Origin of the sequence: Spirulina sp. CS-785/01 (genome assembly GCF_028330525.1) — a bacterium.
GTDB lineage: Bacteria > Cyanobacteriota > Cyanobacteriia > Cyanobacteriales > Spirulinaceae > JAQMSD01.
Genome location: NZ_JAQMSD010000314.1, coordinates 1 through 18,911 on the forward strand (window position 1 = coordinate 1; position 18,911 = coordinate 18,911).

Consider the following 18,911-nt stretch of genomic DNA (forward strand, 5'->3'; position numbering starts at 1 on the left):
TAACGAGATATGGCGGTTTGGAGTCGCCCTCACCCCCCAACCCCCTCTCCCAACCTTGGGAGAGGGGGAGAAAATGTCTCTCACAAGTGTCTGAAACAACGGTGTCTCGTTCTACAATTTCTCACCTTGACAGGGCTGGCTGGTTATGACTAACTTTTGGATAGAAACCCGGTTTCTTTGCGGTTACTGGGCTTATGGGGGAGAAACCGGGTTTCTGGTTTTTATGGGTTGGTTAGGACTCTACGTTTGGATAGAAATTCGGTTTCTTGTGGTTACTTTATGGGGGAGAAACCGGGTTTCTGATGTTTATGGGCTGGTTAGGACTCACGTTTGGATAGAAACCCGGTTTCTTTAATGACCCATCACTCATCATCTATTATTCATCATCGTATTCGTCTAAGGCTTGACTGCCGCCGCCTACGGTGACTAAATCGATCTGTTGACGGTAGTAATCAACGCTTTTGACTTGGACTTCGACCCGATCGCCGAGTCGATAAGCAGTGCGAGATTTCCGTCCCACCAGGCAACTGTGACGGGATCGGTATTCGTACCAGTCGTCTTTTAAGGAACTGACGTGAACTAATCCTTCGACCATCAGTTCTTCAATTTCTACGAAGAAACCGTAGGATTGAACTCCGGTGATTAATCCTTTGAAGATTTCTCCGGTACGTTCTTTCATCTGTTCGGCTTTTTTCAACCCTTCTAAGTCCCGTTCGGCATCGTCGGCGACTTTATCCCGTTCGTTGAGATGGTGGACGACGAGGTGGAGGTCGCTTTCTAGTTGGGTTTGGGTGTTGGCGGGGAGAACGTTCCAGGAGACTTCCTCGTGACTGGTGTTGCTGCCGAGGTTGACAGATTTTTTGGAGCGGGTGGACCGGCGATCGCGCCCTTCTTGGAACAGTACATGAATCACGCGCTGCATAATTAAATCCCCATAACGTCGCCCCGGACAGAGGATGTGGCAATAGCCGTTATTGTAGGCTAATCCGAAATGACTGCCGGGTTTGGTGCTATAACTGGCAGAACGCAGGGTAGTTTTTAAGAACTCAGTGAGGATTTTGGGGGCCGGAGAGTTAGCAATTTCTTGGGTAAATCCCTGATAGTCGCGGGATTGAATCTCCTCGTCGGACTCAATATCCATGTCTAAGTTAAGGTTGGTGGCCAACTTAATAAAGTCCTCTAATTCCATTAAATCCGGTTCAGATTGGATACAGTATAACCCCGGAATATCTAAGGCTTGGAGATGATCCGCGAGAGCTTTTCCGGCTAAAATAGAGACTTCGGTGAGCATGGACCGAATCGGCAGACTTTCCGAGACAGCAATGGCCCCTAAACGGCCTTCATCCTTAAACGGGGATTGAACTTGGCTCAAGGTCAAGTCAAAACCGCCACGCTGTAGCCGTTGTGCCTTCACCAGAGGGGCCAAAGTGAAAAAGAGGCGGTCTAGCATATCAATGGCATCACTAAGCTCTTTGGGCGTTTTTTCCTGTCCTCCCAGATAGCCTTGCACTTGTTGATAACTCAGTTGATGATCGACTTGGATGACACTGGGTTGGATATTAAATTCGGTGACTTGTCCGGTTTTATTCAGGGTAAGCTGGACGGTGATGGTAAGCCGTTCATGGTCTTCTAACAGGGAACAGCGACGGGTGAGGAGGTCGGGAAAGAGGGGAATATTTAAGTCTCCCAAATAAATGGCCGTCCCCCGTCGTTTGGCTTCCATATCTAACACCGAGTCAGTTTCGATATAGTGGGAAAGGTCCGCCACATGGATACTCAGACACCAACTCCCGTCTTCGTTTTCTTCGAGACTAAAGGCGTTTTCGATTAAGTCTGGGTGCTTTTCTTCGGCAACGCTGGCATCTTCTACACTGACGGTTAATAAGGAACGCAAGTCGAGGCGTTTTTTAATTTCGGATTTGGCAATTTTCCCGGAGGAGGCAGGTTTGGGGGCAGCTTTGGCCGCTTCTAATACTTTTTCGCTAAACCCTTGGGGGAGGTCGTGTTTACAGGAGACAATATCTGTATCGGCGGCTGCTTCTGCATCACTGCCTAAAATTTTGGTGACGCGACCAACGGGTAATGACGCGCCCAGAGGATAGCGTAACACCTCCACATGAACTAAATGATCCACTGCATCGGCACATCGTTCCCCTTCTTCGGTGAGGTCAATTTCAAATAATAAACGGTCATCGAGGGGGACTGCGCGATATTTGCCATTATTCAGTTGTTTCACGCGGGCTAAGAGAGAGGGGTTAGCCCGGTCTAAAATGACCTTCACCTCCCCTTCAGGGGAACGGCGACGAGTGCCTTCTTTAATGACTTTAACTAAAACGCGATCGCCATTCCAAGCGGTACTTAAATGACTCTCTCGAATATAAATATCATCGGCCCCTTCATCGTCTTGAATAGCGAAACAGAAGCCTTTCGAGGAACAGCGCAACTTGGCCTCAACCACATCCTTATGGGGAACGCGACGATATTTCCCTAATTCCTTGGTAAGAACATTAATGCGTTCGAGGATATCTAGGGCCACCTGTAGTTTTTCACTACAGTCCTCATCCTCGCAGCCGAGTTTTTTTTCTAACACCTTACCAGCTACTAATTTATCATCGCTGAATTGGGATAGTAATGTAGCGATTGAAAAGTCCATTTTGATTACGATCCTTTTATCTAAGTTCAGTATCGGTCTAAGTCGTTATGAGTCGTACACAAGCGGTAAACCTGAGAGACACCAACTTGAGAAACCATAGAGCAAGGGAGGCCAGACGCATTGCAGCGACCAGCGCGGAGTCCACACCTGCTGACTTTACCCGCAATGCAACCTTGAAACTATTGGCACGGAGGAAAAGCGACTGATACAGACAAGCGAGCAGCCAAGAGGAACTCCCTACGCTTTGTCTTGCTGTCATCTTGCCTATACCCATTGTCATGCGCGATCTCAAGTTACCTTAAATGAGTGTACAGTTTGAGGGGGTTAGAGATGTAAGCCTTAACCGTGAGCCATCTCGTCCATTAAGCGAGTCAAGTCAACGAGGGTCTTGAGTCTTGAATTTCAGTGCAATGAATGGCTAGAAATTTTTTCCTCACAGATTGACTCCTCACTATTTTAAGTTTTCTCTGTCATTTCGCAAAATTGTCTTTGTTGTTTGGGAATAGGGAACAGGGAACAGGGAACAGTAACCAGTAAACAGTAACCAGTTGTTACTCCCTATCTTCCCCATCTCCCCTATATCCTGCATCTTCCCTATCTCCCGACTCCCGACTCCCGACTCAAAAATGATGCTTTCGTCAAATTAAGGGAATGGTGTACGCTAAAATGAGCCTGAGACGGTTGAAGCTCTTATGTTGGATAATTTTGTGAATTTGTTTCGGACTCATTACCCTCACGGAAGTTTGCTCAGTGAATTGCTGCAATTTGAGCAAGGAAAATATGTGGTGCGTGTGACAGTGGCCGTTGATGGCGTTACACTGGCCCATGGTCTGGCGGCAGACGAGACACTAGAAGCAGCAGAAGACCGGGCCCGAGAGCGTGCGTTATGTCTCCTCAATTTAACGGAGACTCATCCCCCCTCTCCTAATGGTACACCTGCTAAGTCCATCACTTCTCCTGCCTCTCCTCCTATTCCTCCTCAACCGACTCCTCCCGCAACTTCCTCTCCCATCCCCAAAACTCCAGTTCAACAAACCCCAGTGACGCAACCTGGGGTTGGACAAAAACCTGTTGAACAAAAACCTGTTGACCCCCCCAAGGTTGAACAAACACCTGTTGAACAAAAACCTGTTGAACCGTCTAAGGTTGAACAAACACCTGTTGAACAAAAACCTGTTGAACCGTCTAAGGTTGAACAAACACCTGTTGAACAAAAACCTGTTGACCCCCCACCGACAGAAGCAACTGAACCCTCTCCAACCCCAGAACCCCCGGTGGTGGACTCTCAACCTGAACCCGAACCTGAACCCGAACCTGAACCCGAACCTGAACCCGAACCTATTCCTGAACCTGAACCTGAACCTGTCTCTAAATCTACCACTCCCCCTCCTGATCCCTCTGAACCCATTGATTTTTCGGAAATCATTGCTAAGACCAATTTAGAGATGAAACGGCTAGGATGGACAAATGAGCAGGGGAGAGACTATTTGTTGCAAACCTATGGCAAGCGATCGCGGCAACTCCTCTCAGATGGTGAATTGTTAGAATTTTTACATCATCTAGAAAATCAGTAATGGGTAATGGATAATTAATTGATTATTAGTTCTCTCCCATCTCCCTTATCTCCCCCATCTCCTCCATCTCCCCCATCTCCTCCATTAAAATTCACATAAGGGGATAGAATTAGACTCGCGCCATTCTCCTCCAGAGGTTTCACAAGCGTCTTCTAACGCTTCTAGATTCATCGGTTCATCCCCTGGGATACATTCGACCATCTGACGGTATTGAATGCGCGAATCTTCCTCAGAAACGGGTGTTCCTTCGTAATAACTTGAAATTGCACCACCTTCTTGTTCACAGGCATTGATATACTTCTCACTAACACGAGAAGACGGTGCAGGGGGGATATCGGGGACTGAGGCCGAGTCTGTATTGTCTCGTTGGGGAGGTAAGGTTTCCGGTTGTCTTTGATTAAAAATAGACCGTTCTTCTCTCCCTTGTCTGCATTGTTCACGCAGCGATCGCAATTCTCGATACAGTTGCTCTAATTGCGGATTATAAGGGGTTTCTCGCGCTTTCATATCATTGCTAATTTGTGTTGCGGTTTCCATTAACAACGACATGGCCTCCATGGGTTCAATATTTTCCCCCCGTGATGCACGTTCCACTAAGGGAGTAATGCGAGAGGCCACCGACTCCATTACCTCGGTAACTTGAGAATTTCCACTCCCTGCTTCTAATAATTCTTCTTTCCCTAACACTCCCATAGCGGTTTCTAGGAGACCGATCAAATCGCCAATTTCGTTATTGGCCCCCGGAATGAAGCGATTGAGAACAGAAAGGACTTCTCGAATATTAACACCTCTGCCTGTCCCTTGCGATCGCTCGGCTTCTTCAATCAAGGCAACTAACAGAGCTTCTTGTCGTGCCGCATCTGCACTATAATTCTGACACACCGAAGCCTGAGCGAGGAGTTCCCCCTCCCTCTCTTGGGCCACTGTCCGCAGACTGAGAGAAGGGGTTAACAGGATTAAACTAGAGAGAATAACAGTGGTTAGGGGTTTAGATGGTTTGAGCATGGGTCTAGTTGGGAGAATGTGGGTGATGTGGGAGTTAGTACAATTGGGGAGAAAGTGTAAGCATTCTGAATAAAACCGAGACTCTATGGCCTAGGTTTATTCATTACAGTCACATTTTCCCCTCTCAATGTTCCATGATCTAGAAAATTTGAGACTATCGGAAGATGGGGGAGATGGGGGAGATGGGGAAGATGGGGAGTAACAACTGGTTACTATTTACTATTTACTGTTTACTGGTTACTGTTTACTGTTCCCTTGTTCACACAAACAACAAACCCAAAAAAATCACCCTTGTCTCAACCACTCCAACAAAACCATCCGACATTGCAGACAAGTTAAGCGAGAGAGGAGGGTGTCTATCCCGTCGGAAGTGTGGGGATAGGTTTCACCGAGTTTCTCTGTATCAAGGACGGTTTGCGGGTGGAGGGTGGCCACAAACCCATAGAGACGTTGATTAGAAAAAGAACTATTAATCTCCCATCCTTGAGCATTGAGAGGGGTTAGGGTGGCAATCTGGGGGGGAAGAATGCCTAATTCTCGGTTGAGGATACCATAGGCGGCTTCCTCTGGGGAAGCCGAAGCGGGTCGTCGTCCCCCAGGAAAATCTAAGGTAATAGACTGGACTCCAGGCCGATACATGGGTTGGGGGAGGAGAAGTTGCTGGTTGTGGAGGGGGAGGACAATGACTGAATCATCTTTTTCAACGCGCCAATAGTCGAGGGGTTTACCTTGATCATCTTGGAGATGTTCTCCAATGACAGTTAACCAAGGAGATTGGATATTGACAAAACGGCTGAGGGTTTTCCAAGGAGTCGTCATAGGACAGAAGATTTGCGACAACAGGTATATTTTGACCCGCGAACCTGCTTTGTTGAGCTACCCTAAGTAAAAGGATCGAAACAGAAAGGCAATGGTGACACAACTTGCTCCTCATTATTCAGTTCAATGGGTTCAACGGATGGCGGATATCCCCCAAGACGCGTGGGATGCGATGGCGAAACCTCTTGCTACGCCGTTTTTAGAGTGGGATTGGTTAAATAATTTAGAAACCTCTGGAAGTGCGACGAGACGGACGGGGTGGCAACCCTGTCATTTAACCATATGGCGTGACAGAACTCTCATTGCTGGGGCCCCTTTTTACCTGAAAGGCCACAGTTATGGGGAGTTTGTTTTTGATCATCAGTGGGCGGATTTGGCCTATCGGTTGGGGGTGGAGTATTATCCTAAGTTATTGGGGATGACTCCTTTTACTCCGGCTATTGGTTATCGGTTTCTCATGGCACCAGGGGAAGATGAGGATGAGATGACAGAGAGGATGGTAGCGGAGATTGATCATTTCTGCGATCGCAATAAAATCTCTGGTTGTAATTTTCTCTTTGTGGACCCCGACTGGCAACCCGTTATGGAACGTCATGGGTTTAGTGGGTGGTTGCATCACAGTTATATTTGGTCAAACCGCGAGTTTCAAACCTTTGACGACTATCTGAAAGTCTTTAACGCGAACCAACGACGCAACATTAAACGGGAACGCAAAGCAGTCACGAAAGCAAATTTACGGATGGATGTTCATGTGGGGGAGGAGATTCCCCATTTTCTATATCCGATGATTTATAACTTTTACAGTAGTACCTGTGACAAGTTTTTCTGGGGGAGTAAGTACCTGACGCGGAAGTTTTTTGAGCAACTGTATCCTAATTTTAGCGATCGCCTTGTCCTCTTTGCCGCTTACCAAGACGAACGTAGCAGCGAAAAACCCGTCGGCCTCTCCTTCTGTCTCCGCAAGGGAGATAAACTGTATGGCCGCTATTGGGGATGTTTAGAGGAATTCGACTGTCTGCATTTTGAGGCGTGTTATTATAAACCCATTGAATGGGGCATCTCCCAAGGCATCCAAACCTTTGATCCCGGTGCAGGAGGCCGCCACAAAAAACGCCGAGGGTTTCCCGCAACCCCCAACTACAGTCTCCACCGCTTCTACAATGAGCGTATGAAAAAGATTCTCTGTTCCTATATTGGAGAGATTAACGAGATGGAACAAGAGGAAATTAACGCCATTAATCAAGATTTACCCTTTAATAAGCGGGAAATTCAGTTAGAGGTTCATTAGTGCTAGGGTGGGTTGGGTGGAATCAAGCATTTTCAGAAATCTAGACAAGTTAGTCCCCCCAACCCACCATGACCCCTAAATTAATTTCAAAAAATACTTGACACAGCCAGGACACCTGTTGTTATAATCGTTAATGCAGAAGCGATGGGGTGTAGCCAAGCGGTAAGGCAGCGGGTTTTGGTCTCGCCATTCCTAGGTTCGAATCCTAGCACCCCAGTTTAACGAACCCCAGTTTAACGAACCCCAGTTTAACGAACCCCAGTTTAACGAACCCCAGTTTAACGAACCCCAGTTTAACGAAAAATTCTCATGACCCCTTAGAGGTAATCAACGCTTAGGGGTTTGTGATGAAAATTTCGTAGTAAGATCTAAAGAGCTTACCGAGGTTAACAGGGAAACCAAGAATACATCCTCCAACAATTCTCAATTGTGCAGGATAGAAAGAAAAAGTGCGGGCATCTTGCCCGCAATTGATCAAATTCTTTATCCTATTGAATTTTGGGTCAATAACCGATCACTTAGGCACATCCTGAGTTAACACCTCATGGCCTGTCGTCGTCACCAACACATCATCCTCAATACGCACCCCAATACCGCGCCATTCTTCCGGGACCTCCGGTTGTCCCTCTGCGGGTTGAATATTAGGATTAATATAAATGCCTGGTTCAACTGTCACCACATGACCGGGTTGGAAATTACGCCAATTATCCTCCCCATGTTGATAAGCCCCCGCATCATGGACATCTAACCCTAACCAATGGCCAGTGCGGTGCATATAAAACGGCTTATACTTTTCTTCCTTAATAATCTCCTCTAAATCCCCCTGTAATAAGCCTAAATCCAATAATCCTTGCACTAATACACAAACTGCAATATCGTGAAACTCATTATAGGGGTTGTCCGGTTTCACTTCCTCAATGGCCTTTAACTGTGCCTCTAACACAATCTCATAAATCGCCTGTTGCTGCTTAGTAAACTGGCCACTTACCGGAAACGTCCGAGTAATATCACTGTTGTAATACTGATAGGAACACCCCGCATCAATCAACAGTAAATCCCCCTCCTGTAACTGTCTGGTGTTCTCAATATAGTGGAGAATACAGGCATTGTCCCCCGATGCCACAATAGAGGGATAGGCAAACCCTAACCCCCCTTCGATGCGAAACGTATGCTCGATTTCCGCTTGGACTTGGTACTCATAAACCCCCGGTTTGGCGTAGGCCATCGCCCGGTTATGAGCAATGGCGGCAATATTGGCGGCTTTCCGCATTAATTCAATTTCCTTGGCACTTTTCACCTGACGCATGGGGTGGAGTGTGGGACTGGGGTCTTCAATGGCAATGGGACCCATGCCGCGTTTCTGGTATAATCGCATCTGCCGTTGCCAGTGGCGCAGGATACGTTGGTTAAAACTGTCTTCTTGTCCGAGATGATAGAGGATGCGATCGCTATTTTTGAGATACTTCGGCAAATGCTCATCTAACTCATTAATCGGATAAACCTCATCCGCCCCAAACTCCGCTTTCGCTTGTTCAACCCCCACACGATACCCCGTCCAAGTCTCCTTATCCAGTTCCTTGGGTTGCACAAACAACACATAACGGTGTTCCTCATGATGAGGGGCCAAAACCGCCACCGCCTCCGGTTCATTAAACCCCGTCAAATAATAAAAATCACTATCTTGGCGAAACCCATACTCCACATCATTGTGCATCACCGCCATAGGCGCACTGCGGAAAATCGCCGTCCCATTACCCATTTTCGCCATAAACGCTTCCCGACGTTGGCGATACTCTGCTGCGTCAATACTCATAACTTAATCCTAATGTAATCCCAAAAAACTCAATATCTCTCCATTGTACGCATTCTCGCTAACCAATCCTCCCAGACGCTAAAATGTCTGCTACTGTCACCCCTAACTGCGGAAAAAGAGGCGAAATAATCCCTTGTTCTCCCGTAAACTCTTGCAAGTTATAAAATCCCTCCTCCCAGACTAGAATAGAGACTTTTTCCGCCAACGGGTCAATAATCCAATATTCCTCAACTCCCAAAGCAGCATACTCCGAACGCTTATAGCGATAATCTCGATTAATTGACTCCTGACTCACCACTTCCACCGCTAACAAAGGAGGAGTTTGACAAATCGCCGACTGGTCTAAAAAATCCCAGACTTGCTCTGCTCTCACCACAGAAACATCCGTCAACCGAGCTTTCTGTACCCCAGTTCGTATTCCTGCTTCCCGAAAGCAGAGCCAATGTTCCCCCATACGGTCAATTTCCATTTCGAGAAGACGCTCAATAAACTTGGCAATCAGCAAATGGCGAAACGTCGGTGGATTCAATCGTTCTAGTCTCCCATCGACTAATTCGTAACGTTGCGCTGTCTCATGATCAAGCTGTACATATTCTACAAAACTGTAGCGTTGCTTAAAACTTGTACTGGTCATAGATTTGCAAGACCCCTAACCTCATTCTAGGATCAATTCCCCCTCACCAATCACCCATTGAAAAAGAGAGAGTCAGACATAAGCCGGATTCTGTTCTGAGGAGAGTTATCTATCTGGGATGCCTGTTACCAGACACCTCAAGCGGTTCTTAAAAACGGGAGGGGTAAACAGACCAACCCTTCTCCCTTCGACCTTGCTCCCACTTGGGGTTTACCGAGCCAGCACCTCTCGATGCTGCTGGTGCGCTCTTACCGCACCTTTGCACCCTTACCAAGGAGCATTGCACCCCTGGCGGTATTTTTCTGTGGCACTTTCCTCACGCTCACGCGCACTGGACGTTATCCAGCAAGTTCGGTCTTTCGGGAGTCCGGACTTTCCTCAAAGTTGCCGATTAGAGCAACTCCGCAACTCTCTCGCTGACTCTCTCTTTAGTTGACTATTTTTGCCATTTTAACAGAATATTGGCAGAAGTCCCCACCCATTAGCTTGGGAGCAGTGGGAGATAATCAACCACAAAGACACAAAGGACACGAAGACAGGGACACCAAGGGTTAAAAAAATTGTTATTCTTCGCCCCACACCCGACGTAATTCTAAGGTAAACCCCGGTAACACTGCTTCTCCGGATACTTCAACGGGATTCTCTAACGCTTCTACTGCTTTCCCCAACCGATAAATTTCCACTCGTTTTTGTTGCGGATCAATTAACCAACCGAGTGTCGTGCCATTAGCTTGATATTCCCTCATTTTTGCTTGGAGGGATGGGAGGGTGTCGGACTCTGAGCGCAATTCTACGACAAAATCAGGGCAAATTTGGGCAAATGTTCCTTTTTGTTCAGGAGTCAATCTCGCCCACCTCTCTGGACTCACCCAAGACCCATCAGGAGAGCGAATCGCACCATTCGGTAAAATGAAACCTGTTGAGGAATCAAACGCCTCTCCTCGTTCTCCCATATTGCGCCACCATAAGTATAATTCTCCGGCAAGACTCCAATTCCGTTTTCCGGTTTGCCAACCTGTGGGGGGGTTCACAATTAATTCTCCTTGGGGGGTTCTTTCCAGTCGCAAGTCTCGATTGGTTGCAGCCAGCGCCGCAAATTGTTCTAGGGTGACGTATAGTCCAAGGGTTTTGGGGAGTTCAATGGATAAGGTCTCGGTGTCCGATGTAACAGGGGTCTGTACCATGGTGATATCCGGAATTAGCGTCCGAAGGCAGAGGAGGGTGGAGAACTCAATTCCCAACGGTCTTGGGTTTACAGAAAGTTGGGCAAACCCAAGACTATTGAGTTATTTGGCTCAGTTATTCGGCTTTGTGACGGTCGAAGGGTTCAAGGTCGAGGGGACTTCCTTCAGTATTGCCGATGACAGACCGCATCCCTTCTAAAGTGGAAACAATGCTACGGGGATCCATAAACATTACCTTGCTGCTCTCACTCGCACCGATAGATTTACCCATTTCAAGGTAATTTTGCGTGAGAACATACTGTAAGGCTTCTCTCGCACTGGGATCAGTCTTGAGTTTCTCGACCAGAATATCTAAGGCTTTGGCGGTAGCTTGCGCTTTGAGGACTTCCTGTTGTGCGCCTGCTTCTGCTTGTAAAATTTTAGCCTTTTTCGCTGCCTCGGCCTCTAACACCTGTGCTTCGGCCTTCCCTTTCGCTTCATTAATGGCAGAGTCCCGTTCCCCTTCAGAGGTGAGGATAGAAGCGCGTTTGCGCCGTTCGGCGGCCATTTGTAACTCCATGGAGTCTTGCACCGCTTTCGAGGGGGTAATATCCCGTAATTCCACCCGTGTGACCTTCACTCCCCAAGGGTCCGTTGCAATATCTAATTCTCGCAGCAGAATTTCATTTACTTCTGAGCGGGCGGTAAAGGTTTGGTCGAGTTCCAATTTCCCCATTTCCGAGCGAATTTGGGTCAACACTAAATTTTGCATGGCCCGTTTGAGGTCTTCAACGCGATAATAGGCTTTTTCCATGTCCATGATTTTCCAATAAACCACCGCATCGGCAGTAATGGCCACATTATCGGCGGTAATACAGGACTGGGGGGGAATATCGAGGACTTTTTCTCGAATCGTATCTTTATAAACCACATTATCAAACACGGGAATGACAAAGCGGAGTCCCGCTTCTAGTTTGCGGTTATAACTGCCTAAGCGTTCCACCAGTGCTTCATTTTTCTCGTTAATGACCTTGACGGACCCCATGAGGGTTGAGCCACCTAACGCTAATAAAATTAATAAAAACCACTGACCCATTTTTTTAATCTCCTGATTTTTTGACAAAGACTTTTAAAATTGAGGAGGGATATCTCCTTTGACCACATATTCTGGCATCACAATTAAAGTGTTGCCTTTGCGGCCAATGATATAAACTTTCTGATGGGGTGCAATTTGACTGGTTTCATCCCCACAGACGGCCCGCCAAGAGTTTCCCTCGTAGAGAACCCTGCCTGTTTTCCCTGGGGGAATTTCAGTCAAGGTTTCCCCTTCTGGTTCCTCGTTGAGGAGAGAAGACCGAGACGACGTATTTACAAACCGACGGGAGAGGATGACCAAAAACACTGACAACCCTAGCCAGAGAATGACCTGTAAACTCAACTGAGGAACAACCAATGAGACTAAAGCCACCAATAAGGCACTAATCCCCATCATGAAGGCCACAAAGGCAGTTGGGACTGCAAACTCCGAAAAACAAAGCACAGCCGCCGCAATTAACCAAATCATGGTGGGGGACAAGGAGAGGGGGAGCAATACTGCAAAAACCAGAGCAACCATAACCGATTTAGCCTAAAACAAAGTAAAACTAGACCCAGGCAAACATGGACGGCAAGCTGAAATGAATGATTAGCATACGATCTTTATTCTGTTCTACAAATCAGTTTGCAATTTTCCCTATCTTAGCGAGCTTTTTTGAGACACTGATAAGGATTAAGCCTTTGATCATGTTCTGACTATTCTCAAGACGCGATGGAATCTATGTCTCGTTGGCAATCTCAGCATTCTCAGTATCTTTGGGCAGCCGGAAAAATTGCGGCCCAACTGGCCCCTCCTAATGTCATTGAGGGACGCTATAAAGTCATCACTCCGCAAGTCTGGCAAGATATCTACCCTGAACAAGACCCCTATCTCCCAGACCCCATTCCTGACCGTCTCCGCGCTTATTTACTCCTTTATCCCTATCGTCTCCATATTCCCGAAGTGTATGGGGTGTGTCAGGTGAGTGGGTCTTCTATCCTCTTGTTACAGAATGTCCCTATTGATGCTCAAGGCCAACTTTCTCCCTCTCTCCAGGAAGGGTGGGAGGATGCGTCCCCGACTCGCCAGTTATATTGGTTGTGGCAAATTTTAAGTTTATGGTCGCCTTTAACGGAACAGGGGATGGCTGCCTCTCTCCTCTATCCTGAGAATATTCGTGTTGAGGGGTGGCGTATTCGCTTGCGGGAGTTGCTGAGTAATCCCAATGCTTACGGTACATCTGCCGACCAAGGGCAGCGATCGCAAAAACCCACCCTCGTCACTCTACAACAATTAGGGGCCAGTTGGAGTTTATTGGCCCGACAAGCGAAAGCGGCCATTGCCCCCCAACTGGAAAGATTCCTAGGTCAAATGCAGCAAGAGGATGTTTCCCTCCGTAACCTACAAACGGTGTTTAATAAACTCCTCCTCCAACAGGCCGCCCAACAATCCCTCCGTCTCCAAATTGCCAGCGCGACAGATACCGGGCCCTTAGAACTGAAAAACGAGGATAGTCATTACCCCACCACACAAGACTTACAAGATAGTCGCTTGCAACCCGTTGGCGACCTGAATTCCCACTTTTTTATTGTCTGTGATGGGATTGGTGGCCATGAAGGGGGAGATGTGGCCAGTAATTTTGCGGTGAGTTCCCTGAAATTACAAGTACAAGCCCTTTTAGGGGAAATTCTCGAAGATGTGAATATTATGCCCCCCAGAAGCGTGGAGGATCATCTCATTGCCCTACTGCGCATTGCCAATAATTTAATCTGTTCTCGCAATGATGAACAGCAACGGGAGTCCCGACAACGGATGGCCACCACCGTCACCCTAGCCTTACAATTGCCCCAAAAAGTCCGAACCCCTCAATCTAGCACCGCCAATAGTCATGAATTATATATTGCTAGTGTAGGAGATAGTCGCGCCTATTGGATCACCGAAAACTATTGTCAACGGTTAACCGTGGATGACGATGTGGCAACCCGGGAAATTCGGGCGGGTCGCGCTTATCCGAGTAAAGCGGTACAACGACCGGATGCAGGGGCATTAACCCAAGCATTAGGGACTCGTGAGGCCAGTCGGTTACGGCCTACGGTTCGCCGTTTTCTCATTGACGAGGATGGGATTTTACTCCTCTGTTCCGATGGGTTGAGTGATAATCAGTTGTTGGAGGAGTCTTGGCCGAGTTGGGCCCCGAAGGTTCTGGGGGGGAAATTGTCTCTAGAAGGGGCAATTCAGCAATTGATGCAGATGGCCTATCAACGGAATGGCCATGATAATTGTACGGTGGTGGCGGCGTTTTATGGGGTGTCGCCCCAATATCCTCTGTTGGTCAATTTGCCGGAGTTATCCCAGGAGGGAGAAACGATTAATTTAGAGATTGATCCTAATTTTCTCTCGTTTAATGGCAATAGTAATGGGAAACATGAGGAAACCTCGACTGTTCCCCCGGAAGAACTGCAACAGCAGGAGGATTTTTATTTAGAGTTAGAAGATCACGAGGTTGAGGAGGGGAATATTGCCGAACGGTCGGAGTTGGGACGGGAAACTTCCAACCGCAATCCTTATGAGTCTCCGGAGTTAGAACGAAATATCCCAGACCGGACGACCTATGAACCGTCTGAGGGGGAACAGGAGTCGGAAGCGGCAAATATTTATGACCTCGATATTAATTTAGATTTCGATGAACGGGATATTTATGGGGGAGAGGTTGAGGAGACGGAAGAACGGGAGATTTATGAACGGTCGAGTCCGCAACGTTATGAAGAGGAAGGGGAAATTGAGGAGGGGTCTTTAGAGAAACGGGAGGAGGAGGCCAAAGCAGTCCCGGACTATCCCCCAGTGGCGGAAAAAACGTCGTTTCAGTCGGGGTTTGAAGATGCCCCAGAGTTACAGGAGGTGGATGCTTGGGACGATATTCAAGAAGTTGAGGATGAGTATGAGGTAGAAGCGATTGAGGAGTGGGAGGAAACTCAACCGACTCGTCCGTTACCCATTCGGGAAATGATTGTGGGGGTGGTGTTGTTGGTGGTGTTTGGGGGAGTTCTGGTGGTGTTCTGGCCACAAATTGCCCCTCAGTTACCCGGTCGCAGTCCAGACAGTCCCTCCCAAACGGAGGAATAGTTAGGGTTTGTTGAAACAGTAAAACGGGGAAATTTCCCAGAAAATTAATCATTTTTTGGATAACTTTATGCTGATCAAGAGAATTTTGAACTAAATTGCCCTGATTAACGAAAAAATTCTCAAATCTTTGCCAATATTTTTATTTTTCATAAAATAAAAATAAAAAATAGTGCTATTCTGAAAAGCTCTAAATGAAAACGCTATAATAACAAGCGAATTGCTTATTTTTGTTTTCTTAACTGAACTTATGTGTTTCATAACTATAGGTTAATAGAAGGCAATTCTCTAAGCCCTAGGATTGCTGTGAATGCGATTTCTAAGATGATCAGCTAAGTGTTTGTTCTTAGGTGTTTTCTGGGTGTTTGGGTAAAAAACAATCCTCCTAAATAGGGAAGGTTTTGGGTTTTTATTCTTTGGGATAGGTACTATGACTGCGAGAAAAGTTGTTAATGAACGGCGCAAATATAATACTTGGGTGGCCAATGAAACGCTAGAGGATTATTCCCTACGCTATGCGCCGAAATCCTTTCGGAAATGGTCTGAGTTTTTAGTTGCTAATACAGCCTTAGGCGGGATTTCTTTTTTAGCCCTAGAAGCGATTGGTGGTTCATTGGTGATTAGTTATGGGTTTGCGAATTCGTTTTGGGCGATTCTTGCCGTGGGTTTAATTATTTTATTGGCGGGGATTCCCATTACTTATTATGCGGCCAAATATAACATTGATATGGACTTATTAACCCGTGGGGCGGGGTTTGGCTATATTGGTTCAACGATTACTTCGTTGATTTATGCGTCGTTTACGTTTATTTTCTTTGCCCTCGAAGCGGCAATTATGGCACAGGCGTTGGAATTATATTTTCAGTTGCCGCTATGGTTGGGTTATATTGTTTGTTCTGTAGTTATTATTCCTCTGGTGTTTTATGGGGTGACATTAATTAACCAGTTGCAATTGTGGACACAGCCAATTTGGTTATTTTTAATGGTTTCTCCTTATATTTTTGTGTTGGTGAAAGAACCCCAAGCGTGGGAGAATTGGTTGCATTTTGCCGGGCGATCGCAAACTGGAACTAGCCCTTTTTTCGATCCCTTACTCTTTGGGGCTGCGGCCACAGTGTCTTTTTCCCTCATTGCCCAGTTAGGGGAACAGGTGGACTATTTACGCTTTTTGCCGGAGAAACGGGAAGACAACCGATGGCAATGGTGGACGGCGGCCATGGCCGCGGGGCCGGGGTGGATTATTTTAGGGGTGGCCAAACAGTTAGGAGGGGCGTTTTTAGCCACCTTAGCGGTGACTCATGGGGTGTCCCTCATTCACGCCAAAGAACCCACACAGATGTATTTAGCGGGCTTTCAGGAGATGTTTGCCAGTCCTGGGGTTGTCTTGTCAGTGACGGTTCTGTTTGTGGTGGTGTCCCAAGTTAAAATTAATGTGACTAACGCCTATGCAGGGTCCCTCGCTTGGTCAAATTTCTTTTCTCGCTTAACCCATTCTCACCCAGGGCGAGTGGTTTGGTTGGTGTTCAATGTGGCCATTTCCCTCGCGTTGATGGAAATGGGGGTATTTGACACCCTAGAAGCGGTGTTGGGCTTATATTCCAATGTGGCTATTGCTTGGGTGGGGGCCTTGGTGGCCGATTTGATTATTAATAAACCCCTGAAGCTGAGTCCTTCTTATATTGAGTTTAAACGGGCGTATCTCTACGATATTAACCCGGTTGGGTTTGGGGCCACGGCCATTGCGTCTCTTGTCTCTATTCTCGCCTTTGTGGGGGTATTTGGGGATTATCCCAAAGCCTTTGCCCCGTTTTTAGCGTTGGGTATGGCGTTTATTCTCTCGCCGATCATTGCTTGGATTACCCAAGGGAAATATTACATTGCTAGGGAAAACACTCTCCGTCATCACCATCACCCGGATAGTTTGATCACTTGTAGCATTTGTGAACAAGATTATGAACCCGCAGACACGGCGTTTTGTCCGGTTTATGACGGGCCGATTTGTTCTCTCTGTTGTAGCTTAGATGCCCATTGCCACGATACTTGTAAAACCCCGGATCAACAACCACAATGGTTGCGTCGTCTGGCCGTGAGTCTCTTTCCGGCGAAGGTTTCCCCTCAGAATGGGGTCCGCTTAATTCGTTGTGTGGGCTTTTTTAGCTTAATTGCCGGGATACTGGGGGCGATCTTAGGCTTAATGTATTATTTTGCGGTTCTCGAATCTACCTCCATCTTGGCGAGTCTGTCGGTAGAAGTGGGCGAAATGTTTTTATTTCTGTATGTCTTACTGCTTCTCCCCACGGGAATGGGGGCCTGGTGGTTAGTCTTGAGTGAAGAAAGTCGGGAGTTGGCCGAGGAGGAGTTAGACGAACAGAATTTACAATTGCAAACGGAAATCCGCGATCGCAGGAATGCAGAAGCTGCTTTACAAAGCCTTACTCATGAACTGGAAATGCGCGTGGAACAACGAACCGCCCAACTTTCTGATGCCCTCTCCACTTTACAACAAGCCCAGACAAAATTAGTGCAAACGGAGAAAATGTCCAGTTTAGGGCAATTGGTGGCCGGAGTGGCCCACGAAATTAATAATCCAGTGAACTTTATTCATGGCAATATTGACCATGCCCGCCATTATGTCAAGGATTTACTGGAATTAATCGACACTTATCAGCAGGAATATCCCCAAGAGAATCCAGTGATTGATGAGTTAATGGAAGACATTGAATTAGACTTTGTACAGGAGGATTTGCCTAAGTTACTACAATCTATGCGAGTGGGAACTGATCGTATTCGACAAATTGTGTTATCCCTGCGAGTGTTCTCCCGTGTGGATGAGTCGGAGGTAAAAGCAGTGGATATTCATGAGGGGATTGAGAGTACCTTAATGATTCTCAGTAACCGTTTGAAGGCTAATTCTGATCGGCCTGAGATTCAAGTGATTCGAGATTACGGGAAATTACCGGAAATTGAATGTTATGCGGGTCAGATGAATCAGGTGTTTATGAATATCTTGAGTAACGCGATCGATGCTTTTGAGGAGTACAATCACAATTGCACTTATCAAGAGATTGCGGCCAATCCTAATCAAATTTATTTACGAACTCAGGCTATTGCAAACCATTGGATTCGTATTGAAATAGGGGATAATGGTCAGGGGATTCCTGCTAGGGTTCAAGAGCAACTATTTGATGCCTTTTTCACGACAAAGGGGGTCGGCAAAGGGACAGGATTAGGATTGTCTATTAGTTATGAAATTGTGGTAGATAAGCACCAAGGCCGCTTATGGTGCGAGTCTCAGGAGGGAAAAGGAACATATTTTATTATCGAAATTCCGGTTCATCCGATAATTGGACAAGAGGAGGTTATGGGTAAGGAAATGGTGAAGCAGGGATAATTGATCATGGATAAGCTGTTGTGCATTTAATTGGTATGTAATAGGAGGGAACAGGGAAAGGGATTAGAGTATTTTTTTGCTCAGTTGAAGAACAGTTTAAAAGTGTTTTACCTTAATAGGTAATTTATCATTAATTATGGAGGAGGTGATTCTTTATCTTTGATACTTTAACCCGTTTTTAACGGGTTTTAGCTCTTAGCCTTGGGTTTAAACCCAAGGCTTAAACTTGTAAAGGATTAATCATTGTAGGGTGGGCAATGCCAGCCCTGTCAAGGTGAGAAATTGTAGAACGAGACACCGTTGTTTCAGACACTTGTGAGAGACATTTTCTCCCCCTCTCCCAAGGTTGGGAGAGGGGGTTGGGGGGTGAGGGCGA

At 46.8% G+C, this 18,911-nt stretch carries 12 protein-coding genes, 1 tRNA gene, 1 other RNA gene and 1 pseudogene; 5 read left to right on the forward strand and 10 right to left on the reverse strand.

The window, feature by feature from the left end:
- Window positions 1-376 precede the first annotated feature (376 nt).
- Window positions 377-2,653 (reverse strand): ribonuclease R family protein, encoded by a 2,277-nt coding sequence (locus PN462_RS20710; protein ID WP_272130743.1) that lies wholly within the window; start codon window positions 2,651-2,653, stop codon window positions 377-379.
- Between the two features lie 692 nt (window positions 2,654-3,345).
- Between PN462_RS20710 and PN462_RS20715 the strand changes: the two genes are divergently transcribed.
- On the forward strand, window positions 3,346-4,227 hold the full coding sequence (locus tag PN462_RS20715; protein ID WP_272130744.1) for a hypothetical protein: 882 nt from the start codon (window positions 3,346-3,348) through the stop codon (window positions 4,225-4,227).
- An 84-nt stretch (window positions 4,228-4,311) separates the two neighbouring features.
- Here the strand turns inward: PN462_RS20715 and PN462_RS20720 are convergent, their stop codons facing one another.
- Window positions 4,312-5,232: a hypothetical protein gene (locus PN462_RS20720; RefSeq protein WP_272130745.1), complete on the reverse strand. Its 921-nt coding sequence runs from the start codon at window positions 5,230-5,232 to the stop codon at window positions 4,312-4,314.
- A gap of 285 nt (window positions 5,233-5,517) precedes the next feature.
- Window positions 5,518-6,051 carry an NUDIX hydrolase gene (locus tag PN462_RS20725; RefSeq protein WP_272130746.1) on the reverse strand — a complete coding sequence of 178 codons (534 nt, stop codon included), beginning with the start codon at window positions 6,049-6,051 and terminating at the stop codon, window positions 5,518-5,520.
- A gap of 91 nt (window positions 6,052-6,142) precedes the next feature.
- Here PN462_RS20725 and PN462_RS20730 point away from each other — a divergent pair, with 91 nt between their 5' ends.
- Together PN462_RS20730 and PN462_RS20735 are read left to right on the forward strand one after the other, a co-directional pair.
- On the forward strand, window positions 6,143-7,339 hold the full coding sequence (locus tag PN462_RS20730; protein WP_272130747.1) for a GNAT family N-acetyltransferase: 1,197 nt from the start codon (window positions 6,143-6,145) through the stop codon (window positions 7,337-7,339).
- Between the two features lie 145 nt (window positions 7,340-7,484).
- Window positions 7,485-7,556, forward strand: a tRNA-Gln gene (locus PN462_RS20735).
- On the opposite strand, the pseudogene PN462_RS23705 reads toward PN462_RS20735, so the two are convergent.
- The 7 genes and pseudogenes from PN462_RS23705 to PN462_RS20765 all read right to left on the reverse strand — a co-directional run.
- Window positions 7,532-7,627: pseudogene (locus PN462_RS23705) on the reverse strand (hypothetical protein); the annotation flags it as partial. The gene PN462_RS20735 and the pseudogene PN462_RS23705 overlap by 25 nt on opposite strands.
- 226 nt (window positions 7,628-7,853) lie before the next feature.
- Window positions 7,854-9,152, reverse strand: a complete 1,299-nt coding sequence (locus PN462_RS20740) for an aminopeptidase P N-terminal domain-containing protein (RefSeq protein WP_272130748.1) — start codon at window positions 9,150-9,152, stop codon at window positions 7,854-7,856.
- Window positions 9,153-9,210: 58 nt separating this feature from the next.
- Complete coding sequence (locus PN462_RS20745; protein WP_272130749.1) at window positions 9,211-9,786, reverse strand: Uma2 family endonuclease; 576 nt, start codon at window positions 9,784-9,786, stop codon at window positions 9,211-9,213.
- Between the two features lie 64 nt (window positions 9,787-9,850).
- Window positions 9,851-10,210: RNase P RNA component class A (gene rnpB / locus PN462_RS20750), an RNA gene on the reverse strand.
- A gap of 139 nt (window positions 10,211-10,349) precedes the next feature.
- Window positions 10,350-10,970, reverse strand: a complete 621-nt coding sequence (locus PN462_RS20755) for a Uma2 family endonuclease (protein WP_272130750.1) — start codon at window positions 10,968-10,970, stop codon at window positions 10,350-10,352.
- 115 nt (window positions 10,971-11,085) lie between these two features.
- Complete coding sequence (locus tag PN462_RS20760; RefSeq protein ID WP_272130751.1) at window positions 11,086-12,045, reverse strand: SPFH domain-containing protein; 960 nt, start codon at window positions 12,043-12,045, stop codon at window positions 11,086-11,088.
- 33 nt (window positions 12,046-12,078) lie between these two features.
- Window positions 12,079-12,564 carry an NfeD family protein gene (locus PN462_RS20765; RefSeq protein ID WP_272130752.1) on the reverse strand — a complete coding sequence of 162 codons (486 nt, stop codon included), beginning with the start codon at window positions 12,562-12,564 and terminating at the stop codon, window positions 12,079-12,081.
- Between the two features lie 201 nt (window positions 12,565-12,765).
- Between PN462_RS20765 and PN462_RS20770 the strand changes: the two genes are divergently transcribed.
- Together PN462_RS20770 and PN462_RS20775 are read left to right on the forward strand one after the other, a co-directional pair.
- Window positions 12,766-15,147, forward strand: coding sequence for a PP2C family protein-serine/threonine phosphatase (locus tag PN462_RS20770; protein WP_272130753.1), 2,382 nt, complete (start codon window positions 12,766-12,768; stop codon window positions 15,145-15,147).
- A gap of 427 nt (window positions 15,148-15,574) precedes the next feature.
- On the forward strand, window positions 15,575-18,535 hold the full coding sequence (locus PN462_RS20775) for an ATP-binding protein (RefSeq protein ID WP_272130754.1): 2,961 nt from the start codon (window positions 15,575-15,577) through the stop codon (window positions 18,533-18,535).
- Window positions 18,536-18,911 lie beyond the last annotated feature (376 nt).

What these genes read in the sequence shown, in the direction of transcription:
- PN462_RS20765 (WP_272130752.1), bottom strand. Translation starts at nt 12,564, where the DNA reads ATGGTTGCTCTGGTTTTTGCAGTATTGCTCCCCCTCTCCTTGTCCCCC.
- PN462_RS20710 (WP_272130743.1), bottom strand. Translation starts at nt 2,653, where the DNA reads ATGGACTTTTCAATCGCTACATTACTATCCCAATTCAGCGATGATAAA.
- PN462_RS20725 (WP_272130746.1), bottom strand. Translation starts at nt 6,051, where the DNA reads ATGACGACTCCTTGGAAAACCCTCAGCCGTTTTGTCAATATCCAATCT.
- PN462_RS20770 (WP_272130753.1), top strand. Translation starts at nt 12,766, where the DNA reads ATGTCTCGTTGGCAATCTCAGCATTCTCAGTATCTTTGGGCAGCCGGA.
- PN462_RS20745 (WP_272130749.1), bottom strand. Translation starts at nt 9,786, where the DNA reads ATGACCAGTACAAGTTTTAAGCAACGCTACAGTTTTGTAGAATATGTA.
- PN462_RS20730 (WP_272130747.1), top strand. Translation starts at nt 6,143, where the DNA reads ATGGTGACACAACTTGCTCCTCATTATTCAGTTCAATGGGTTCAACGG.
- PN462_RS20715 (WP_272130744.1), top strand. Translation starts at nt 3,346, where the DNA reads ATGTTGGATAATTTTGTGAATTTGTTTCGGACTCATTACCCTCACGGA.
- PN462_RS20775 (WP_272130754.1), top strand. Translation starts at nt 15,575, where the DNA reads ATGACTGCGAGAAAAGTTGTTAATGAACGGCGCAAATATAATACTTGG.
- PN462_RS20740 (WP_272130748.1), bottom strand. Translation starts at nt 9,152, where the DNA reads ATGAGTATTGACGCAGCAGAGTATCGCCAACGTCGGGAAGCGTTTATG.
- PN462_RS20760 (WP_272130751.1), bottom strand. Translation starts at nt 12,045, where the DNA reads ATGGGTCAGTGGTTTTTATTAATTTTATTAGCGTTAGGTGGCTCAACC.
- PN462_RS20755 (WP_272130750.1), bottom strand. Translation starts at nt 10,970, where the DNA reads ATGGTACAGACCCCTGTTACATCGGACACCGAGACCTTATCCATTGAA.
- PN462_RS20720 (WP_272130745.1), bottom strand. Translation starts at nt 5,232, where the DNA reads ATGCTCAAACCATCTAAACCCCTAACCACTGTTATTCTCTCTAGTTTA.